13 protein-coding genes and 1 pseudogene are annotated in these 16,038 nt (G+C 62.7%); 2 read left to right on the forward strand and 12 right to left on the reverse strand.

Features of this window, described 5'->3' with window-relative positions; translation table 11 throughout:
• Positions 1 to 691 precede the first annotated feature (691 nt).
• Positions 692 to 765: pseudogene (locus HYG77_RS40350) on the forward strand (Clp protease ClpS); the annotation flags it as partial.
• 503 nt (positions 766 to 1,268) lie between these two features.
• Positions 1,269 to 3,011, forward strand: a complete 1,743-nt coding sequence (locus HYG77_RS36710; RefSeq protein ID WP_159929471.1) for a pentapeptide repeat-containing protein — start codon at positions 1,269 to 1,271, stop codon at positions 3,009 to 3,011.
• A gap of 73 nt (positions 3,012 to 3,084) precedes the next feature.
• Here the strand turns inward: HYG77_RS36710 and HYG77_RS36715 are convergent, their stop codons facing one another.
• From HYG77_RS36715 to HYG77_RS36755, 12 genes are all read right to left on the reverse strand, one after another.
• Positions 3,085 to 6,414 carry a hypothetical protein gene (locus HYG77_RS36715; protein WP_159929469.1) on the reverse strand — a complete coding sequence of 1,110 codons (3,330 nt, stop codon included), beginning with the start codon at positions 6,412 to 6,414 and terminating at the stop codon, positions 3,085 to 3,087.
• Between the two features lie 412 nt (positions 6,415 to 6,826).
• Entirely contained in the window at positions 6,827 to 7,138 is a 312-nt protein-coding gene (locus tag HYG77_RS40355; RefSeq protein WP_236603725.1) for a hypothetical protein, read from the reverse strand.
• Positions 7,102 to 7,503 (reverse strand): hypothetical protein, encoded by a 402-nt coding sequence (locus tag HYG77_RS40360; RefSeq protein WP_236603724.1) that lies wholly within the window; start codon positions 7,501 to 7,503, stop codon positions 7,102 to 7,104. The genes HYG77_RS40355 and HYG77_RS40360 overlap by 37 nt, the downstream gene beginning before the upstream one ends.
• Positions 7,500 to 7,721, reverse strand: a complete 222-nt coding sequence (locus HYG77_RS40365; RefSeq protein ID WP_236603723.1) for a hypothetical protein — start codon at positions 7,719 to 7,721, stop codon at positions 7,500 to 7,502. The genes HYG77_RS40360 and HYG77_RS40365 overlap by 4 nt, the downstream gene beginning before the upstream one ends.
• Positions 7,712 to 7,927: a hypothetical protein gene (locus tag HYG77_RS40370; RefSeq protein WP_236603722.1), complete on the reverse strand. Its 216-nt coding sequence runs from the start codon at positions 7,925 to 7,927 to the stop codon at positions 7,712 to 7,714. The genes HYG77_RS40365 and HYG77_RS40370 overlap by 10 nt, the downstream gene beginning before the upstream one ends.
• A gap of 83 nt (positions 7,928 to 8,010) precedes the next feature.
• Complete coding sequence (locus tag HYG77_RS40375; protein ID WP_244461582.1) at positions 8,011 to 8,322, reverse strand: hypothetical protein; 312 nt, start codon at positions 8,320 to 8,322, stop codon at positions 8,011 to 8,013.
• Between the two features lie 13 nt (positions 8,323 to 8,335).
• The gene (locus HYG77_RS40840; RefSeq protein ID WP_268962679.1) at positions 8,336 to 8,467 is read right to left on the reverse strand and encodes a hypothetical protein; all 132 of its coding nucleotides are present in this window, start codon (positions 8,465 to 8,467) and stop codon (positions 8,336 to 8,338) included.
• A gap of 499 nt (positions 8,468 to 8,966) precedes the next feature.
• On the reverse strand, positions 8,967 to 9,725 hold the full coding sequence (locus HYG77_RS36735; RefSeq protein ID WP_159929467.1) for a DUF6602 domain-containing protein: 759 nt from the start codon (positions 9,723 to 9,725) through the stop codon (positions 8,967 to 8,969).
• Positions 9,722 to 10,276, reverse strand: coding sequence for a Mov34/MPN/PAD-1 family protein (locus tag HYG77_RS36740; protein WP_159929465.1), 555 nt, complete (start codon positions 10,274 to 10,276; stop codon positions 9,722 to 9,724). Before HYG77_RS36740 ends, HYG77_RS36735 begins: the two co-directional genes overlap by 4 nt.
• Positions 10,273 to 11,805, reverse strand: a complete 1,533-nt coding sequence (locus tag HYG77_RS36745; RefSeq protein ID WP_208964456.1) for a ThiF family adenylyltransferase — start codon at positions 11,803 to 11,805, stop codon at positions 10,273 to 10,275. The genes HYG77_RS36740 and HYG77_RS36745 overlap by 4 nt, the downstream gene beginning before the upstream one ends.
• Complete coding sequence (locus tag HYG77_RS36750; RefSeq protein WP_236603720.1) at positions 11,802 to 12,818, reverse strand: hypothetical protein; 1,017 nt, start codon at positions 12,816 to 12,818, stop codon at positions 11,802 to 11,804. Before HYG77_RS36750 ends, HYG77_RS36745 begins: the two co-directional genes overlap by 4 nt.
• Before the next feature lie 1,006 nt (positions 12,819 to 13,824).
• Positions 13,825 to 15,864, reverse strand: coding sequence for a TerD family protein (locus tag HYG77_RS36755; RefSeq protein WP_159929459.1), 2,040 nt, complete (start codon positions 15,862 to 15,864; stop codon positions 13,825 to 13,827).
• Positions 15,865 to 16,038: the final 174 nt, after the last annotated feature.

Genomic DNA, 16,038 nt, shown 5'->3' on the forward strand with positions numbered 1-16,038 from the left:
GAGACGGGGCGAGTCGCTGCGCTCCCCGCCAAGAGCTGCGCGGCTCGCAGTGGGTCCATTCCCGTTGCTGTCGATCGAGTCGCTTCGCTCCTCTGAATTTCCGAGATTAGGCTCTCACCTGGGCTTTTCATTGGCATATTTTGATCCGGTCCCCCACGCCCCAACGAGGCTGGGGAGACGGGCCGGTGCGGCCGACCCCGCCGCCAGCTCGCCTTCCCGCACCGCTCCATGTCATACCCACAGCATACCACCCCGCCTTCACGCAACCCAAAACAGTCAAAAATCTAAAAACACCCAAAACTGTTGATCAATAACCGATTACGAACCTTACAACTCGGCGTTTGTGCACAACACACGTAAAGACCTACTCTCCAATTAATTACCGAAACGTATTGCAAATCAACATCTTCAAACCGGCTCAAAACCGGCTCAACAGGCACTCGCGCGCCCGCCGACACCCCGGCGCCGGCACTCCCCAGCAGGTCGTCGAACCCCACATCACAAACCGGGCACGTGCCATTACTCCAGGTCACAGCACCATTACGCCCAAGGCTGCCGAGGTCGCATCGATTCCACCCATAACCACCTGCACACCGCCCAGAATGGGCAGCAGCGGTTCGCGTCGCTCGCGGCGACGCCTGGAGAGGGAGCGCGTCGTGGTGTTCGAGAGATTCTCCGATCAAGCCGACAAGTGGTCGTCCTCGCCGCCGGCGCCGCCCGAACACACCACCAGAACTCCGTCGGCACCGAACACCTGCTGGTCGGGATCTTCGACGCCGGCGGCCCCGGAGCGGCAGCGCTGACCTCATGGGGCGTCAGCGCACCTGGCGGGATCCGCCCGGCCGCAGGGCACATCCCGAACACCGGCGAAGACGAAGAAGGTCCTCGAGGGCAGCCTGCGCCAGACGGCCCTGCTCGGGCACGAGGAGATGCCACCCGCACCCGGAGCCGCGGACAACTCACCCGTCAGCTCGAGCGCCCACTCATGGGACTCGACGTCGATCACCATCTAGCCGGCGATCACATCGAACACGCGGAGCGCGGAGACCTCCTCCGGCAAACCGGTTCCTGAGAGGATGCGTTCTGAGCACCGGAAACGTCGACTGCTTTCACCCGGATTCACCCGCACTTCTCTGGCAGCTATGAGAAGAAGTGGGTAAACGAGGCCACTGAAACCAGTGGCTCGAATGATCGATGACCCGCCATCGGATTCCCGCCGTCACCTCCGATCGTCGTGATACATCCACCGCCTGAAGGAAGCACCGGGCATGATCTTCGACATGGCGGAGAATGCACGTGCGGGCTGGGACCGGTTTCCGCGGTGGGCCCGCAGCGGGTTAGCTGCTGCCTTTGTCCTCCTCACCTTCGGCGCTATTGGTGCCTTCGCCGAAGGTTTCCTTCGATGGGTCAGTAGTCGGGCGCAGGACCTCGGACGGTCCGATCTTACGGGCAAGGTGGCACACATCTGGGGACCAGGACTTATCGTCGGGCTGCTGGTCGGTGCTGTGCTGATAATTTTTCATCTGGTGGTCAAAAGAACTGGGCATCCATCGGCAAGCCCCTTAGACAGGTTGCGCAAGGTATTCGTGCGGACCCGGCGAGCGAACAGATTTCGGCGAAGCCTCTTCCAGCCACTAAGGCAATGGTCGTTACTCAGGTCAGTACTCGCCATGCTCGTGGTTGCACTAGCTCTGGTCGGGGGAGCCTGGTGGCTCATGAGCATCCTGCTCGGAACAAGCGACACACCGCCTCAGTCAGTGGAAATAACTAAAGTCGCACTGACGATTGCTGGTGGCGTGGGCGCCAGCGTGGCTCTCGTCGTGGCGTACCGCAAGCAACGAGACACTGAAGCGAACCGTTTCGTGGAAAGATTCGGCGCTGCGGCCGCGCAACTCGGAGACGTCGACCCAGCCGTACGACTTGCTGGGGTTTACGCCATGGCAACCCTTGTCGACGACTCTCCGAAATCTCAATGGCAGCAGCAGTGCGTCGACGTGCTGTGCGCCTATCTCCGCATGCCACACGATCCCTACTCGCACAATAACCTGGTCGAGCAGACGCGGACTCACACGGACGAATCGGACGGCAACCTTTCAATTTCCGACCAATATCGGCTTAGGTACAACGACAACGAAGTTCGGAATACGATTATTCGCATCATTAACGGACGACTCCAGCCGAACACTGAACCCTCCTGGAGCGATTTAGAATTTGATTTCACTGACGCCACCTTGCAGGATGCCAACTTCAAAACTTGCGTCTTTAATCGCTGCGTAAAATTCGACGGAGCCAAATTCTTCGGCGCTGCCGTTTTCATGGGCACACGCTTTAAACACACTGCAAACTTTACTGGAGCAACATTCAACGATTATGCCGTCTTCGCGCAAGACTACGGATCATCTACGCCGATCCAATTTGACGAGGCCGCCTGGTTCGTTGCCACATGCTTCAAGAAGGGCGCAACCTGGGATCATGCCATCTTCGGGGCCAGCGCGGCATTCGGATCACCAATAAAGACTCGTCCAAATCGGACGGAATTCCAAGAATCTGTGTTTTTCCGTGACGTTACCTTCACTGAGCAGGTGAACTTCGACGGGGTAAGATTTGGTGGAACAGCCACCTTCTCGGACATAACCTTCGGCAGTACGACTATGTTTACGCCCATCCTTGAGGACCCCCCTGAGCCGGTCGAGTTTATGGGCGATGTCTCATTCCGCGAGGTGAACTTCACCGGTCGCACATTATTTAGATCGGCAGTCTTCCACGGTCGAGCGGATTTCACACAGTGCAACTTCGAGGACACTACTGAGTTCACGAACGCTCAGTTCCAAGCGAATGTCGACTTCGAATATCCCGCGTTTCGCAGATCAGGCGACTTCCAATTCGCGACGTTCAACGGCACCGCAACCTTCAAAGATCCCCTTGCATGGGAGGGCATGATTTTTGATTGGAATGATGACTTTTCACTAAAGCCCTCTAATGTTTATCCCATTGATTGGCCACCGCAATAGAGGCCGGTTTCAGTAGCTTCCGCTCAGTCCCGCCGTAAATCTGCAGACGCCGCAGCCGAGCGCGCGATGGCCCTTATGCGTTTAGCCGCCGGCGCACGCTGTAGCGAATGTCGTTCTGGACCTCCGCCCTTATCTGGTCAACCGCATCCGAGACCTCAGCCACGGAAAGTGCGCCCGCCAGGGTGCGTCGCACTCGGACATCGGGGTCCCGGGCGAGCTGCATAGCAAGTGCTGCGTTCTGGTCAGCAGACCGGATGCACAGTACGGCCGCGAGCTGACGAACGTTGACGTTTGGGGAACTGCCAATCAGAGCAGGCGGGATGCTGGCGGTGATCTCTCTCGGTAGCTCGTTGACGAGCTGGGCAGCCCTACTGACGTCGCTGTCTTCTGTACTTCGGAACAGCACGAATGCTTCCTCCCGGATCCAAGCGTACTGGTCGTTGTCGTCGGCTGCGCCGAGGGCGAGGGTCAGTCCGGCGCTCCGCAAGGACGACGGCCCGAGATTCACCTTGAAGGTGCTGAGAGGGTGGGGAGCACCGGTCATCTCATCGAACGCGCTACCGTCCCTTTCACCGCTGACGAAGCTCCGACAGCTCTCGAAAACCTCTGCTCGGACTTCGTGTGGTTGGTTCCGAACGAGAAGGCTGGCCCCGATGAGTGCCTGGCGCCGATTGTCTGCGGTTTCCCTCGAGTCTCGCGCAATCTCGAGAAGCTTGTCCAGACAATTCTTTTGGACATCTAGGTGAAGCCCCCGCACTAGCGATGCGTCGGAGATCAGGCCGATTCCCGAGTTGGCGTTGCTCGGATCAGGTTCTGGACGCCCGAGGATCCGATTTCGAGCGATGTCCGCGGAGGCATGCAAGTCGGGACTGTCGGGTTCCACCTGCTGCAAGATGTCAGCTGACAGATAGCGACCAGCTGTCACCAATCGACGCACCCGGTCCCGCAGGTCGGCGCGCTCACGATCTGTAAGCGGAGAAAGGTGGTCCGGTACTCCGATCGGTCTGTCGTACGGGTCAGCGCCGAGCAGTCTGAGTACGTCAGGATCGTTTAGTTCCACAAGGGCGTCGAATGTGTCATTGTCTGCGAGATCGAAGAGACGTTCCAGCGCTCGCAGCGTGAGGTCAGCGTGTGCCGTTGCGATCGCCACGCATGCTTTGGCGTGCGCAGGGTCACTGTGTCGGTACGCATTCGCTTCACGGTGCACATCAGACGCGAGCATGTCGAGTACCTCAAGGGCCTGCGCCGCCGAACCTCGTGCTGCGAGTGCACAGGCGCCCCTCGTTGCGTCGAGTGTGAGCGAACGCTGTAGGTCTTCGATCAACGCTCCGGAGCGTCCTTGCTGGGCAAGCTCGGTAAGTTCGCTCAACCGGGTCGCTGCGGTCTCATCGTCGATGAGATCTGCCTGTTCCGCGAGGATCCGAGTCCGCGCCCGAATCTCCCACCACGGCGCGTCACGGAGCGGGCCCACGGAAAGAGCGTGGTCGCCGATCGACTTTATGAGCTCGGTCAGCTTGTCTTTCCCACCGGATCTCTCGTAGTAGACAGCCGCGCGGTCAGGCTCGGAATTTTCCGCATACAGGTCGCCGAGCAGATCGAGCGCTTGGGCCTCGTCTGCCCAGTGCCCGGTCACGATGCTGTCAACCAGCCATCGCCGTGTGGCCACGATTGCGGAAGTCGCGCGCTTTGCTAGTACCTCGGTAAGAGCGGCTTCCCGGGCGTTTCTGTATCGGGGGAGAAGGTGGTCACCTGGGGTTAACCGTAGGGCCTGTGCTCGCCCAAATTCCTCGTCAGGTCCGAAGGCCCACGGTCCATAGGCGTACTTCAGCCGCCGAATCGCGAACAGCCAGTCGGCCGCATCATCTGCAAAATTATCGTGGATCCCGTCACTGATGGCATCAAGCCAGCTGTTGTGTGCCGATCTGCTGGCAGCGGAAAGCGCGTGTCTGCGGGCTTGACGCGCTTTCACGAGCGCTTTGTGCCGCTTCGGGATGGCATGAGTGTTTGCGTCTCGAGCCAAGCTCTGTCGCTCGTCCTCGTCGTATTCGCTACGTATCAGCCGCAAGCGGACACCGACGTCGTTTGGCACGCCCGCAATAGGGTCCGTCGTTGCATGGTCATGCGCCTTCAGTATTAGATCGTCGAGGTCGCTCAACTTGTGTGACTCGTCCACCAGCATCAACTCAGCAAGCAGGAGGACGAGGAGATGTTGGTACTCCGGCACGGGCAGTTGCCCCGGGGGATTGCTCAGGACGTCGACGAGTTCCTCCGTAGCCCCGAACGGATGTCTCATTACATTGACGGCCGCTCGAATCAGCTCAGCGTGGCGCTTAGCTTCGGGCGATTTTGTGCGGGGCACGCCGGTCGCGCGCGAGACGATGTCGTCCCCGGTGAGCTTATCGAGTCGCCTACTCAAACGGTATGCCGAATCGTCATCACTGTGATAAAGACTTATCGCTGCGAGACGACCAGCAAGAGCAGCGGCGGCCTCGACCGATCCAGCCTCGACTAGGGCATCAATCTGGTCATCGCGTACGGAGAAGGCATAGGCCCTAAACTTCCCGGCCTCGAGCTCTGACGCGACTGAATCAAAGATTTCTGCGGCCGCCGATGGATCAATCGATTCGGACTTCGCCTCCCTCATTCGCGAGGCGACTTCCTCCATCTTCAGTGGGCCCACGAGCACTTGATCTGCCTGGAGTGCCCGATCAGGAGGAGGTACTGGTACTCCCGGAATCGGGACTATGCAGAAGTTCTCCGCCGTTTCGGTCGTCCAGAACCGTGCGACTATATCGGCCCGTATCAGCAGAGCGTCATTAATCTCCGTGGCGCCCCATAGCTTTAGTTCGAGATCCGGATACTTCTCTTGCTGAGTAGCCAACTCGTCGTTGAGCTGCTTCGAATCACCGGAAAAGCTTGTTGCGACAACGAACTGATATGGGGTGAACGGGAGGTTCTCCCGTTCTTCGGCGAACTTACCGATAGCATTCTTCAGCTTGGCCTTCGTAAGGGACTTGTAGTCCTTGCACTGCACCACGCTGTAGCTGCCGTCTGGCTCTCGCCCAGCAATATCAATTCCGTGTTGTTGCTGTCCTGGAGTGCCATATCGGCGGACCTCGATGTCTTCGATCCCGAGTAGGTTTCGGCTCACCGCCAGCACAAGCTTCTCAAATCGGTCCCAACCGATATTGAGATCCAAGTAGTCGCCCTTCGGGCGCATGCTTGGCTGTCCTGGCCCCACCGGATGATCAATCGGGTCGGCGCTCAGAGGTACCCAGCCCGGCCCTTTGCTGCTCGTCAGCCTAGTCTTATTCGCAGCGGGCGCCTTCTTCGCGGGCGCCTCCTTCGCGCTGGCTATGCTCCCAGGCTTTGCCGAACCCTCATCACTATCCGCCGCCGCCATCCAGACTCCTTGGTTTTGCTAACCCCAATCGCTGAGTGCACAGTAACGGCATCGTCTTCCACTCTCGCTTCAGGGAGAGACTGGAGAATCAGTACAAGCCGCCGAGCCTCGGCGGAACCACTGACGGCGGTCGACTCCCGTGCGTGAGGGGGTCCGTCGAGAGCACCGAACCGCCGTGCCCCATACGCGGCAGTGAGGAACGGATCGCCTGCGTGCTCGGTGGAATCGGTCCTCACTGATCCGACCGGTGTGCTCACCTGCCGGTGTCATCGTCCGCTCAGCAGATCTACCAAGCCTGGAGCGTTCCACAGTGAACTCTCGACCACCGACAAGGCCCGGGTTACCTGGCGGACAGCCCAACGGGAGTTGGCAAGCGGGGTGCATGTACCGCGCCCGCAACCCCATCCGTCCATCACCGTCCAAATGTGGTCGGCGCCGTGCGGACAGGCCGCAGGCGCGGTGCCGCCCCGAGGCCGCCGTCGGGGTGCAAGTGCGCGAGCGCCCACGAATCGGCGTCCGGCTGTTCGGTGATCTCCAGGACAGGACGTGACCGTGCCCGGCACTGCCCTTCTTCGTTTCTTCGTTTCTTCCCGATCGACATGATGGGCTCGAGCAGCTCGACGACCGCGACCGGGTCCTTGACCGCCCGCCACACCAGGTGTCGGCACACCGTCAGCGGCAGTGGCATCACCCGCGGCCGGTAGCGGCCCTGGAGTTCGGACACCAACGCCGGTGGCTCCGCCGACATGTGGTGAGGACCTGCTGATCCGGGCGGGCGGACCAGTACTGCACTTGCGGACCCGGCACCTCGTCCTCCGGACAGGCGAACGTCGCTGCCCAACGCCACCCGTCGACCCCGGCTGCCGTGCAGCAGGCCAGCGGCAGGTCCATGTCCTCGAGGATGGAGCCGGGGCTGTAGGGGTTGTAGTCGGTGTCAGCCGCCCTGGCCGCGGCATTGGTGTTCTCCCGGATTTCCGAGGCGAGGAGCCCGTCGAGGCTGATACCCCGTGGCAACCCGTGCGCGACACCGCCGGTCATCTTCGCCGGGATCATCAGCGGCACCATCCCAGCACCGATCTGGAGGGTCATGCCGGGAGCGAGAGCAGCATTTGCAAGGCCTCGTCGCGCCGCGAAACGACGATCTCCCGCCAGTTGACCACCGATGCCCATCGGAGGATTCGGTGAGTGGTGGCGATCTGGCCGTGCCCGATCCCCGTGCGGCCACCGAGCCAGCCCGACCTCGTGAACTCGTCCAAGACGTCGGCGGCGAATGCGTGGTCGAGGTCGGAGCCGCGGATCAGTTGCACCCAGGACTCGAACGGGTGCCCGGGACGAGGGTTTCGATGTCGTACCGCATCACCGGCGACTCTGCCCCGGCGTCGGCCGACGGTGGTGACGGCGTGGCCGGTGGTGACGTCGTCGAGGTGCGAGTAGCACTCAAGCGCTCGATGTCGAACCGGGACGGCAAGGGGCCCGGCTGCTCACGGCGCAGGATCGGCGGTGCTTCGGCCACGATCGGCACCACATGCCCGACCTGCAGGCAGCCGTCGATCGGGGCAGCCCCGACCGCGCCGCCGAACACGCTGAGCTGCGGGATCAGCTCACAGAGTTGGTGCAGGCGGCGGCCGGTGACCGGTTCCGCCTGGGTTTCACGATCGCGCCGCCGTTGCGGAGAGTGTGCTCGACCGCCAACGGCAGCCGGCCTTCGTAGTCGAGGACGTCGCGCAGCATCTGCTCCCTCAGGCGGCGCAGGACGCCGCAGAAGGAGTTGCCGGAGATGACCGGGACCAGCTCGACCGACCCGTCGGGCTGGATGATCTTCATGCGCCGGCCGATCGCGGTCGTCCCGATCAGAGCCTCGCTCAGATGTGCGAGATCGGGGCCCGGGCGGTCATCTCGATCTCCCACACCCGAGACACGGTCACGACGCCAACCCGTGCTCGGTGCGGGCGGCGCGGACCTCGTCGGCCACGATCCGGGTCCGCAACGTCAGCGCGGTCGTTTGATCGCGCATCACCCGCAACACGGGGCGCGGCTCACTCGTGAGCAGCATCGCCAGTTCCGAGCGTTGCTCGTCGGTGCGCGGCGCCGATCCGAGCCAGGCCGCAGATGCACACCTTCGATTTGAGGACTGACGAATCGGAGGTCACCTCGTAGGTGATCTCCTGGCCGGGGACTTCCCCACCCCCACGTTCTGCCCGGCGTGATTGGGGCGAGGAGGCGGACGAGGGCCGCGGTCGGACGCCGACTCCGTCGAACCGCCGACCCCGGTGTACGTCGCAGCGTCCGCCTTGTCCTCAAGCCATGCGCGACAGACGTCCTATTGCTCAGCACCGCGGTAGTCCCAGCGCCCGAGCTAGGCACGAAGTGGTGTGCAGCCAGAACGGCAAATCCGCACCCTCTCACCCTAGATACCCGGCAGCCGGGGACTGCGGTGGGGCGTCTGCGCGCCGCATGCGTACAAACACTCTCGATCACGGATTCCTGTTTGACAATCAGGCGGTTGGGCAGTTCGGGATGCTATTCATTACGGACGGCAGTCGCGTCACGCGTCAATCTTCGATCACCCGGCGTGTCAGAGCGGAGGTATACACGTCGAAATCGAGGGCTGGGACGGTGCCGACAGCGTTGAGACGAGCGACAAGTCGCATGGCGAACATGGCCAGTCCAACCTCGGAGTCGGATCTCTGCATTTGGTCGATCGTTGCGCCCTCGGGGAGCTCGAACATCCCTGAATCGAGGGCGCAACCGAAGTCGAGCCGATGTTCCTCGTCCAGACCACCCATCGAGTCGATGAGCGGACCGTCGAGTCCTGTGGTCCATCCAGATCGTCCGGCCACGATTCCCGCGAGGATGCGCTTAGGTTCGACTGGCCTTGCGCTCTGGGCGAGTTGCGTGATTGGTGCGGACGTGCGGTGCAGACGTCGGACGCTGGCCGCCTTGTGTGCTGCGTACTCGATGGTCGACCGGTTTATCTCTTGTTTGACCTCGATGACTGCGAAGACACATTCAGCTGGCAAGAACAACGTCTCGCCCATCGTCCAGAACATTGGCGAAAAATGCCGGTCGTGGATGACGAGATCGATCTGATCGCTCTCGTTGCCGCGACTGTCCACGATGAAGGCTGTGTTCACGTCGTAGCGTCGAGGAAGGAACTGCTTGAGTGTTTGCTTCCATTCGTTCTCGCTGCCGTCGCCTACCGTGGGCGCATGTCGTGTCATGCGTCCGGCGTTGCGGAAGGTGGTGAGCATGTTCTCGGTCGTGGTTTTGAATGCGTCCGCCAAGCTGAAGACAGGCGTTGGGTCGGTCATGTTTGGTGAGGCTCCTTCGGTTCCAGTTGTGTGGCGGCGGCCCATCGTTCGAGCTCGTCGGCGCTGGTAGTAGCCATCGCGATCGAGGCTGGCCATGTGCGGGTTCTTCGGCTGCTTCGGGGCGACTCTGGTCTCTGGTGCACTCCGACGTATGCATGTGGTGGTCTTGGCTCCGCCACCTCAAACGGTAAGACGATGAGTGCGACCAGATCTGACGTAGCGGCGGCTATCTGCTTGAGGCTCTCGATGTCTGTGTGACTGGGTGGCTGGTCTGCGGGGTGGGTGTGCCATTCGCCGACGTACCCGATCACCGAGTGGGCACTTGCGAGGATGCTGGTGAGCGCGAGCTGAGCGCGGCGTTCTCGGCGCAGGTAGGCGCGTCGAGTGCTTCGTTCGTCGGCAATCACAATCGCTCGTGTAACGACGATCTGGTCCTCGGTACGGAAGCCGATGAGGATGCCGCCGGTTTCGCGTGGCAGCGCAGCAGCTCCGGCGGCGTGCATTGTCGCCATCGCGTCGTGGGCCACGATGACCGGTGGGCTGTCGGTCATCGTAATGTGCCCTGTGCGTGAAGGATGCGCTGTTCGCTAGCCCGGCTTGAGATTCCGAGGACGACGTCGATGGCATGTCGCGCTCCGAGTGCAGCCGCCTCCCATGCGGCGGCGGGTGGTGTGGTGCTGATCGGACTGCTACAGCCGGTCTCGTAGGTTCCGGATTGAACTGGCGGCAGTACCGGTGCCGCAAGGGTGCCGGTGGACGGCTCAGGCCAGTGATCGACGCGGATAGCGTATCCGTCCGCGAGCACGCAGACACTGATCGCTCTGCCAGCGCCGGCGCGCGCGGCGGCGCCGATCAGAGTCGATGCCGTGGAATCGGCGGTTGCATCGACGACCAAGTCGCACGTGCGGAATAGGTCGCGGGCGGCCTGCAACGAGGTAATGCGTCCGTGTTCGGTGGTCACGTTCTGGTCTGATTCCGGCCGTGCGGAGCGCACCGTGTGTGCCACTGCGGTGACTTTGGGCTTTCCCACCTGGTCGGCGCCGACCAGGTGGCGGATCACGTTTCCGGGTAGGACGATGTCCGGGTCGACGAGGTGCAGACGTCCGACGCCACTACGGTGGAGGAGGTCGGTGAGAACTGACCCGATCGCCCCGACCCCGACCACGGTGATTGCGAGCTGCGCGAGAATATTCCGTTTGGGGTGGGCACGCCGTGTCAGGGATGCTGTGTCGCGGGGAGCTGCAGTGTGCGCCTTCACTGTCCAACCGGAAGCGGTCGGCCGGAGCCGGAGCGCGAGCACACCCGCGGCACTTCCACGCCGGTATGTCAGGACGAGCTCACGTATTCCGGATGCGACCTCACGGTGGAGGTGGTGTGCTTGTTCGCCAGCCGCGTCGAGTAGCGATGGCCAGTCGCGGATCGGCCGATCGAGCTCTCCCACGTCGAGAACCAGCGCGACACCAGGTGACCACCGAGCTTTCACCCCACGCCGGCCACGCGGCACCTTCGCGGGCAGATCGACCACCCAGACTGATCCGCGCCGCTTGAGATGCACGACCTTGCCGGCCACGCTACGTGGGTCGTCGAATAGCACCACCTCTCCCGTCGAGGAGAGGTAGCGCTCGAGGTCAAGTGCCGGCGCGCCGGTAGGCCACCCGGCGCGGTCCTCCCGCAGCCAAGCTTGGACCTGCTCAAGCAGGTCCCCTGCATCCGCCCAAGGCAGGCGGCTGTGATCGGCGTGCTCGAAGAGGCACAGATGACCGCTCGGCTCTCGGTGCCAGGTGGAGGACGCCTCGTAGTAACGGGACAGGTCAGATCCCGCTCGCGTCATGGCAGCCGCGCTCGACAGCGGTGTGATCTTCGGTTGCGCGTATGGGTAGTCCGCAGGAATCTGCACGTCGATCAATGTATGCACGTCGACACCATCGGGGTCGACGTCGATGTGCAGCACGCCGCGCCATGTTTCGGAGACGTCGTCGACCTGCTGGAAGCCGCGCACGGCGAGCGCGTCGATGAGCCGGTCGGTTGCCTCGACGCAGGACAGGCGCAGCGCCTCACTAGCATCCTGCTCGTACGTCATCCGAAGCGGCGATCCCCGGCTACGATCTGCCGGTCTCCAGCCCGCACCCGCGCGAAGCTCTTCCGGCTCCCGTCCACGTTGCAATCATCCGGAGTCGGGAAGACGTAGTCCTGATCACCTTGGTCGTCGACCGCCCTGCCGAGTATGTCTCGAAACGTCTTTGCTGCCGCGCACTTGTCGTCTTCGTCGGCGTCGATCGCCGTCTGTGCCCGCGCGCCCGCGTCGACGAATGCTCGCGCAAGAGCCTTCTTGTCCGCGTCCTCACCGCGCACGTACAGCACTTCCCCCGTGAGAGTGGGGTCGGCGAGGTCGTGGCCTAGGACAAAGGCATTGTGCAGCACCTCACCCGTCTTTTGCAGGGCGGACACGTAGACCTCGCCAATGGTGGTACCGCTCACCGCGCCCGACTGGAATGCCAGCAGCGCGGAGATCTCTATCGTCAGCCCGCCCGGCTTCTTCGGCCCCATCAACGCGCGGCGCGTTTGCCGCAGCAGCTTCACGACCGGCACGTACAGCTTGTCGAACTGTTCGTTCATCTCGGTAGTGAGTTCGGTGAGCCGCTCGGGATTCGTCGCCTGCCAACCACCCTCGCCGCGCTTGGGAAGCTGCCACGCGGACTCGCCGTAAGGGCTCGTCCACGGGCGGGCCGGGACCGCGTCGACATAGAGCCCGTCCAGTTCGGGGAAGGCGACCTGGAAGCTGCGGGCCTGTCGCTCGATCCGTTCGTCGCCGAATGCAGCCGTCAGGACCTTCTCAAATTTGTTGAGTAAAGCGCTCGGCGCGGTATCTCGCGGCACATCATTGAGGCGCCCAAAAACGTCGACGTCCTTCATCCGCCGGATGCTGACGTGCCGCTTATAGCTGCCGATCAGCACGGGATCCAAGCCCCAGTCACTGAGGGTGCTATCCGCGAGCAACGCTTCGCGCACCTCGTTGTGCGCTTTCGGGGCGTTGTCCCGGTCCGCCGCGGTCGGTTCGATCGCGCGGAGGGCCTGACGGAACTGGCTCGTCAACTGTGGCACTTTGAATCCCCATTTCTGCCCCTCGTTCGGGGAGCAACTGTCCTCGGACAAAGGACGATATCCGGACGCACCGACACGCTCACGCCGCCCGAACCGTCTCGGCGGCGGGTTAATTCACATGAATGACACCAAAGGCGATAGTGCGGCGCGGAGGTTGTCCACTGAATTCGCCAACGGAAGCCGGTTGCAGGGTTCAGGGCTCGGCGTTACGGAGCATTGAGCACCGGCCCGAAATCCCGCGAGAGCGAACCACGAACGAGGACACGCCCCCACCCAGATGGCGAGGTCGAAGGAGGCATCGATATAGATGGTCGGTCGCATGCCAGGCTCGACCAACATCTCGGCACGCTCGTCCTGCCCGCGTCGGTACCGATACCGAACCCCGACGCGGTCGGCGTGTTACCCGAGATGTTCGTGCAAATTTGATTCGGGAGTCGCGATAGCCCCGCCGCTCGAACCCGGTGAGCCGGATTGACCACCTGCGGACGCTGTGAAATGGTGGGCACACCCCTCGGATCTGCACACCCGAGGGGACCAATTCTTAATGGCCGACGTTGGTTCCGTGATCAACAAAACCACCGCTACGGTCCGAACCTCAGCGGGGTTTCGATTCGTTGCGTCTGGACTGGACCAGGAGTGATCCCGTGACGCCATGACCGATGTTTTTGATTGCGTTCCAGGAATTTACGCCCATACGCGTCCACCTCGTGCTTCCTTTGTCGGATCCTTTGCGGTCACTTGCAACGCCGCTTCTGACTGACTCCAACAGGGGAATAACGATCGTGAAAAGACCAAAAACACTGCACACGATCAAGGCCTCCAACACCGTAGGCGGTGCTCCAGCCCCAAACCACACGCAACGAATCCTTCATCATTATATCAGTCCAGCCACATCAGCCTCACCGACCCCTCAAACCACCGCGCCATTGCATCCGCCCGTGCACGTGCCCCGCATGCCAGGCCAGGGGCGCGCCGGGTCGGACGCGGATACCGAGGGTTACTCTCCCTCGGATTCTGCGGTCTCCGGCTTCGGCGGTTCATTCTGTTTCGGCGCTGCCCGCACCCATTCCCGCAGTTGTTGAACCACAGTGCCGTAGAACGCGTCGGTCGACGACGTCACGCTGGTGATGAAGCTCGCCGCGGTGCCCGACCGCCGGCCTCCCATCGGGAAGGTTTGTTCGAGGGAGAAGGACACGATGTTCCCGGAGCGCCCATTGGTCAGTACCTTCGGATCCGCTCGCACCGTGTCGAGGTGCTCGCAGGCTTCGTTGCCCCGCTCGGAGAACACCGCTTCGACCTGAACGTCGCCGGGTACGTCCTCGAGTTGCCTGAGCAGCCACGACAACCTACGCCCCGATGTGCCTTCATTCGGTGCCTCCACGGTGGTGCGGCAGCGGATCTTGTTGGTCCGCACATCCGCGATCACCACCAGATCACCGGCCGTTTCTGGGATCCGCAGCACCGCTTCGAACACCCCGTCGGTCGCCAACCTTTCGGCCACCGCCGCATTGCGGGCCGCCGGGTCGGAGCTGAGCTTGCGGGGCAGGATGTGTTTGACGGTGACCCCGAGTTCGGCGGTCAGCCGCAGCGCCAGATGGCGGGAGAGGGACACCCAGGTGTCGGCCACGGCGGCGGCTTTCTGGTCGCCGGCACGGAGGGTGCCGGCGGTGACCGCGTCGCGGACGGTCACCCAGTGCCGGCCCATGTCCACGAACTCGGCCGCCCCCGAGCGGGGGTGATCGAGGTAGCGCAGGAACTCGGCCAACATCCAGGCCTGCAGGTCATCGTCGATACCGCCGTGCGAAAGCAACATCCGTGCCTCATGGCCTACTTCCGCCCACGACAGATGCCGCAGCGCGACCTTGGCGAGCTTGCGGCGGTCAACCTCCACCGGCAACTCCCCGGCACTGGCGGGGACGTCGTTCGACAGGCTGACCACCACGTCGTACTTCTTCTTCCGCGCCACGTCGAGATAGTTTTCGAGCTGCTCTCGTTTGAGTTGGCCGTTGCCGGTCTTGACCTCGAGCAGGCCGGTCCACACCCTGGTGCCGCGGGAGACCTTCAGCACCGCGTCGGGGATCACCTTCGTCTCACCCCGCTCGTACGCCACCTCCACATAACCTTCGAAGACACCGACCGGGGCCCCCATCCGGGCGCACACCGCGCGTGCGAAGGGTCGCACCGCCTGCATGGTGGCGATCAACGCCGAGGTGGCCCGCCGTTCCTGTTCCTCCCCGGTCCCGACGCCGATGACCGAGAACAACCGCGCCGGCTGCCAGGTATCCTGTTCGGCGAGGGTGAATTCGACCGGCTTCGACTTTTTCACCGCCCGCTTGGCGGTGCGGACACCCCGGGTCCTCGCCTTCGCCTGTGTCGCCGGTGCGACGGGTGGGGTGGGCAGTTCGGGCACCAGGTGCGTGGCGTCACCGGCGGAGCTGTTCGGCGGCACAGCGGGTTCGGCAGGGTCGGACGAAGTATCACCGGTGGTGGGTTCGAGTTCCGGCTCGTTGTCGATGTCGACACCGAAGTCCGTGGCCAACCCTGCCAGTCCGGACTCCCAACCCTGCCCGACCGCCCGGACCTTCCACTGCCCACCTCGGCGGTAGACCTCGCCGAACACGAACGCCGACTCGGTCGTGGCATCGGCGGTGACATACTCGGCAAGGGTGTACCCGGCGCCGTCGACGACACGCAGAGCGAGCTTGCCGAGATCACCGAACCTGCCCTCGCCGACACTGCCGACCAAGGCCACGGTGTGCACGTCCGCCGGCACAGCGGACAACTCGATCGCGATCCGCGCCTGCCCACCTTCCTCGGTGCCGCTCGTACCCAGGAACCGGATCGACCCGTCCGTCGACTCGGGCTGGTTGTAGAACACGAAATCCTCGTCCGAGCGAACCTTCCCATCCGCGTTCAACAACAGCGCGGACGCATCGACCTCGACCTCCGACTCGGTCCACCCGAGCACCACATCGATCTGCTCCACCTCAGTAGGCAGCGACAAGTTCTGCCCCTTGGACAGCATCGGAAACTCCACCAGAAACCACCCTCGCTCGACCCGAAACCGCACCAACCTGCGCGGCCGGACAAGAGCCGAAGCCCGGTTACCGACGTCCGTCGCATCAACTGCGCATACTAATCGGTTCGTTTCACCCTCGGGCATCACCTGGCAAACATCTCCCACCGGCGGGTTGGTGGGCATCAACGCGCC

The sequence above is a fragment of the Rhodococcus sp. ZPP genome (assembly GCF_017656075.1).
GTDB lineage: Bacteria > Actinomycetota > Actinomycetes > Mycobacteriales > Mycobacteriaceae > Rhodococcus_F > Rhodococcus_F oxybenzonivorans.

Coding starts and splice junctions, on each gene's coding strand:
- HYG77_RS36710 (WP_159929471.1), top strand. CDS start 1,269: ATGATCTTCGACATGGCGGAGAATGCACGTGCGGGCTGGGACCGGTTT.
- HYG77_RS36715 (WP_159929469.1), bottom strand. CDS start 6,414: ATGGCGGCGGCGGATAGTGATGAGGGTTCGGCAAAGCCTGGGAGCATA.
- HYG77_RS40360 (WP_236603724.1), bottom strand. CDS start 7,503: ATGACCCTCCAGATCGGTGCTGGGATGGTGCCGCTGATGATCCCGGCG.
- HYG77_RS40840 (WP_268962679.1), bottom strand. CDS start 8,467: ATGCTGCTCACGAGTGAGCCGCGCCCCGTGTTGCGGGTGATGCGCGAT.
- HYG77_RS36735 (WP_159929467.1), bottom strand. CDS start 9,725: ATGACCGACCCAACGCCTGTCTTCAGCTTGGCGGACGCATTCAAAACC.
- HYG77_RS36740 (WP_159929465.1), bottom strand. CDS start 10,276: ATGACCGACAGCCCACCGGTCATCGTGGCCCACGACGCGATGGCGACA.
- HYG77_RS36745 (WP_208964456.1), bottom strand. CDS start 11,805: ATGACGTACGAGCAGGATGCTAGTGAGGCGCTGCGCCTGTCCTGCGTC.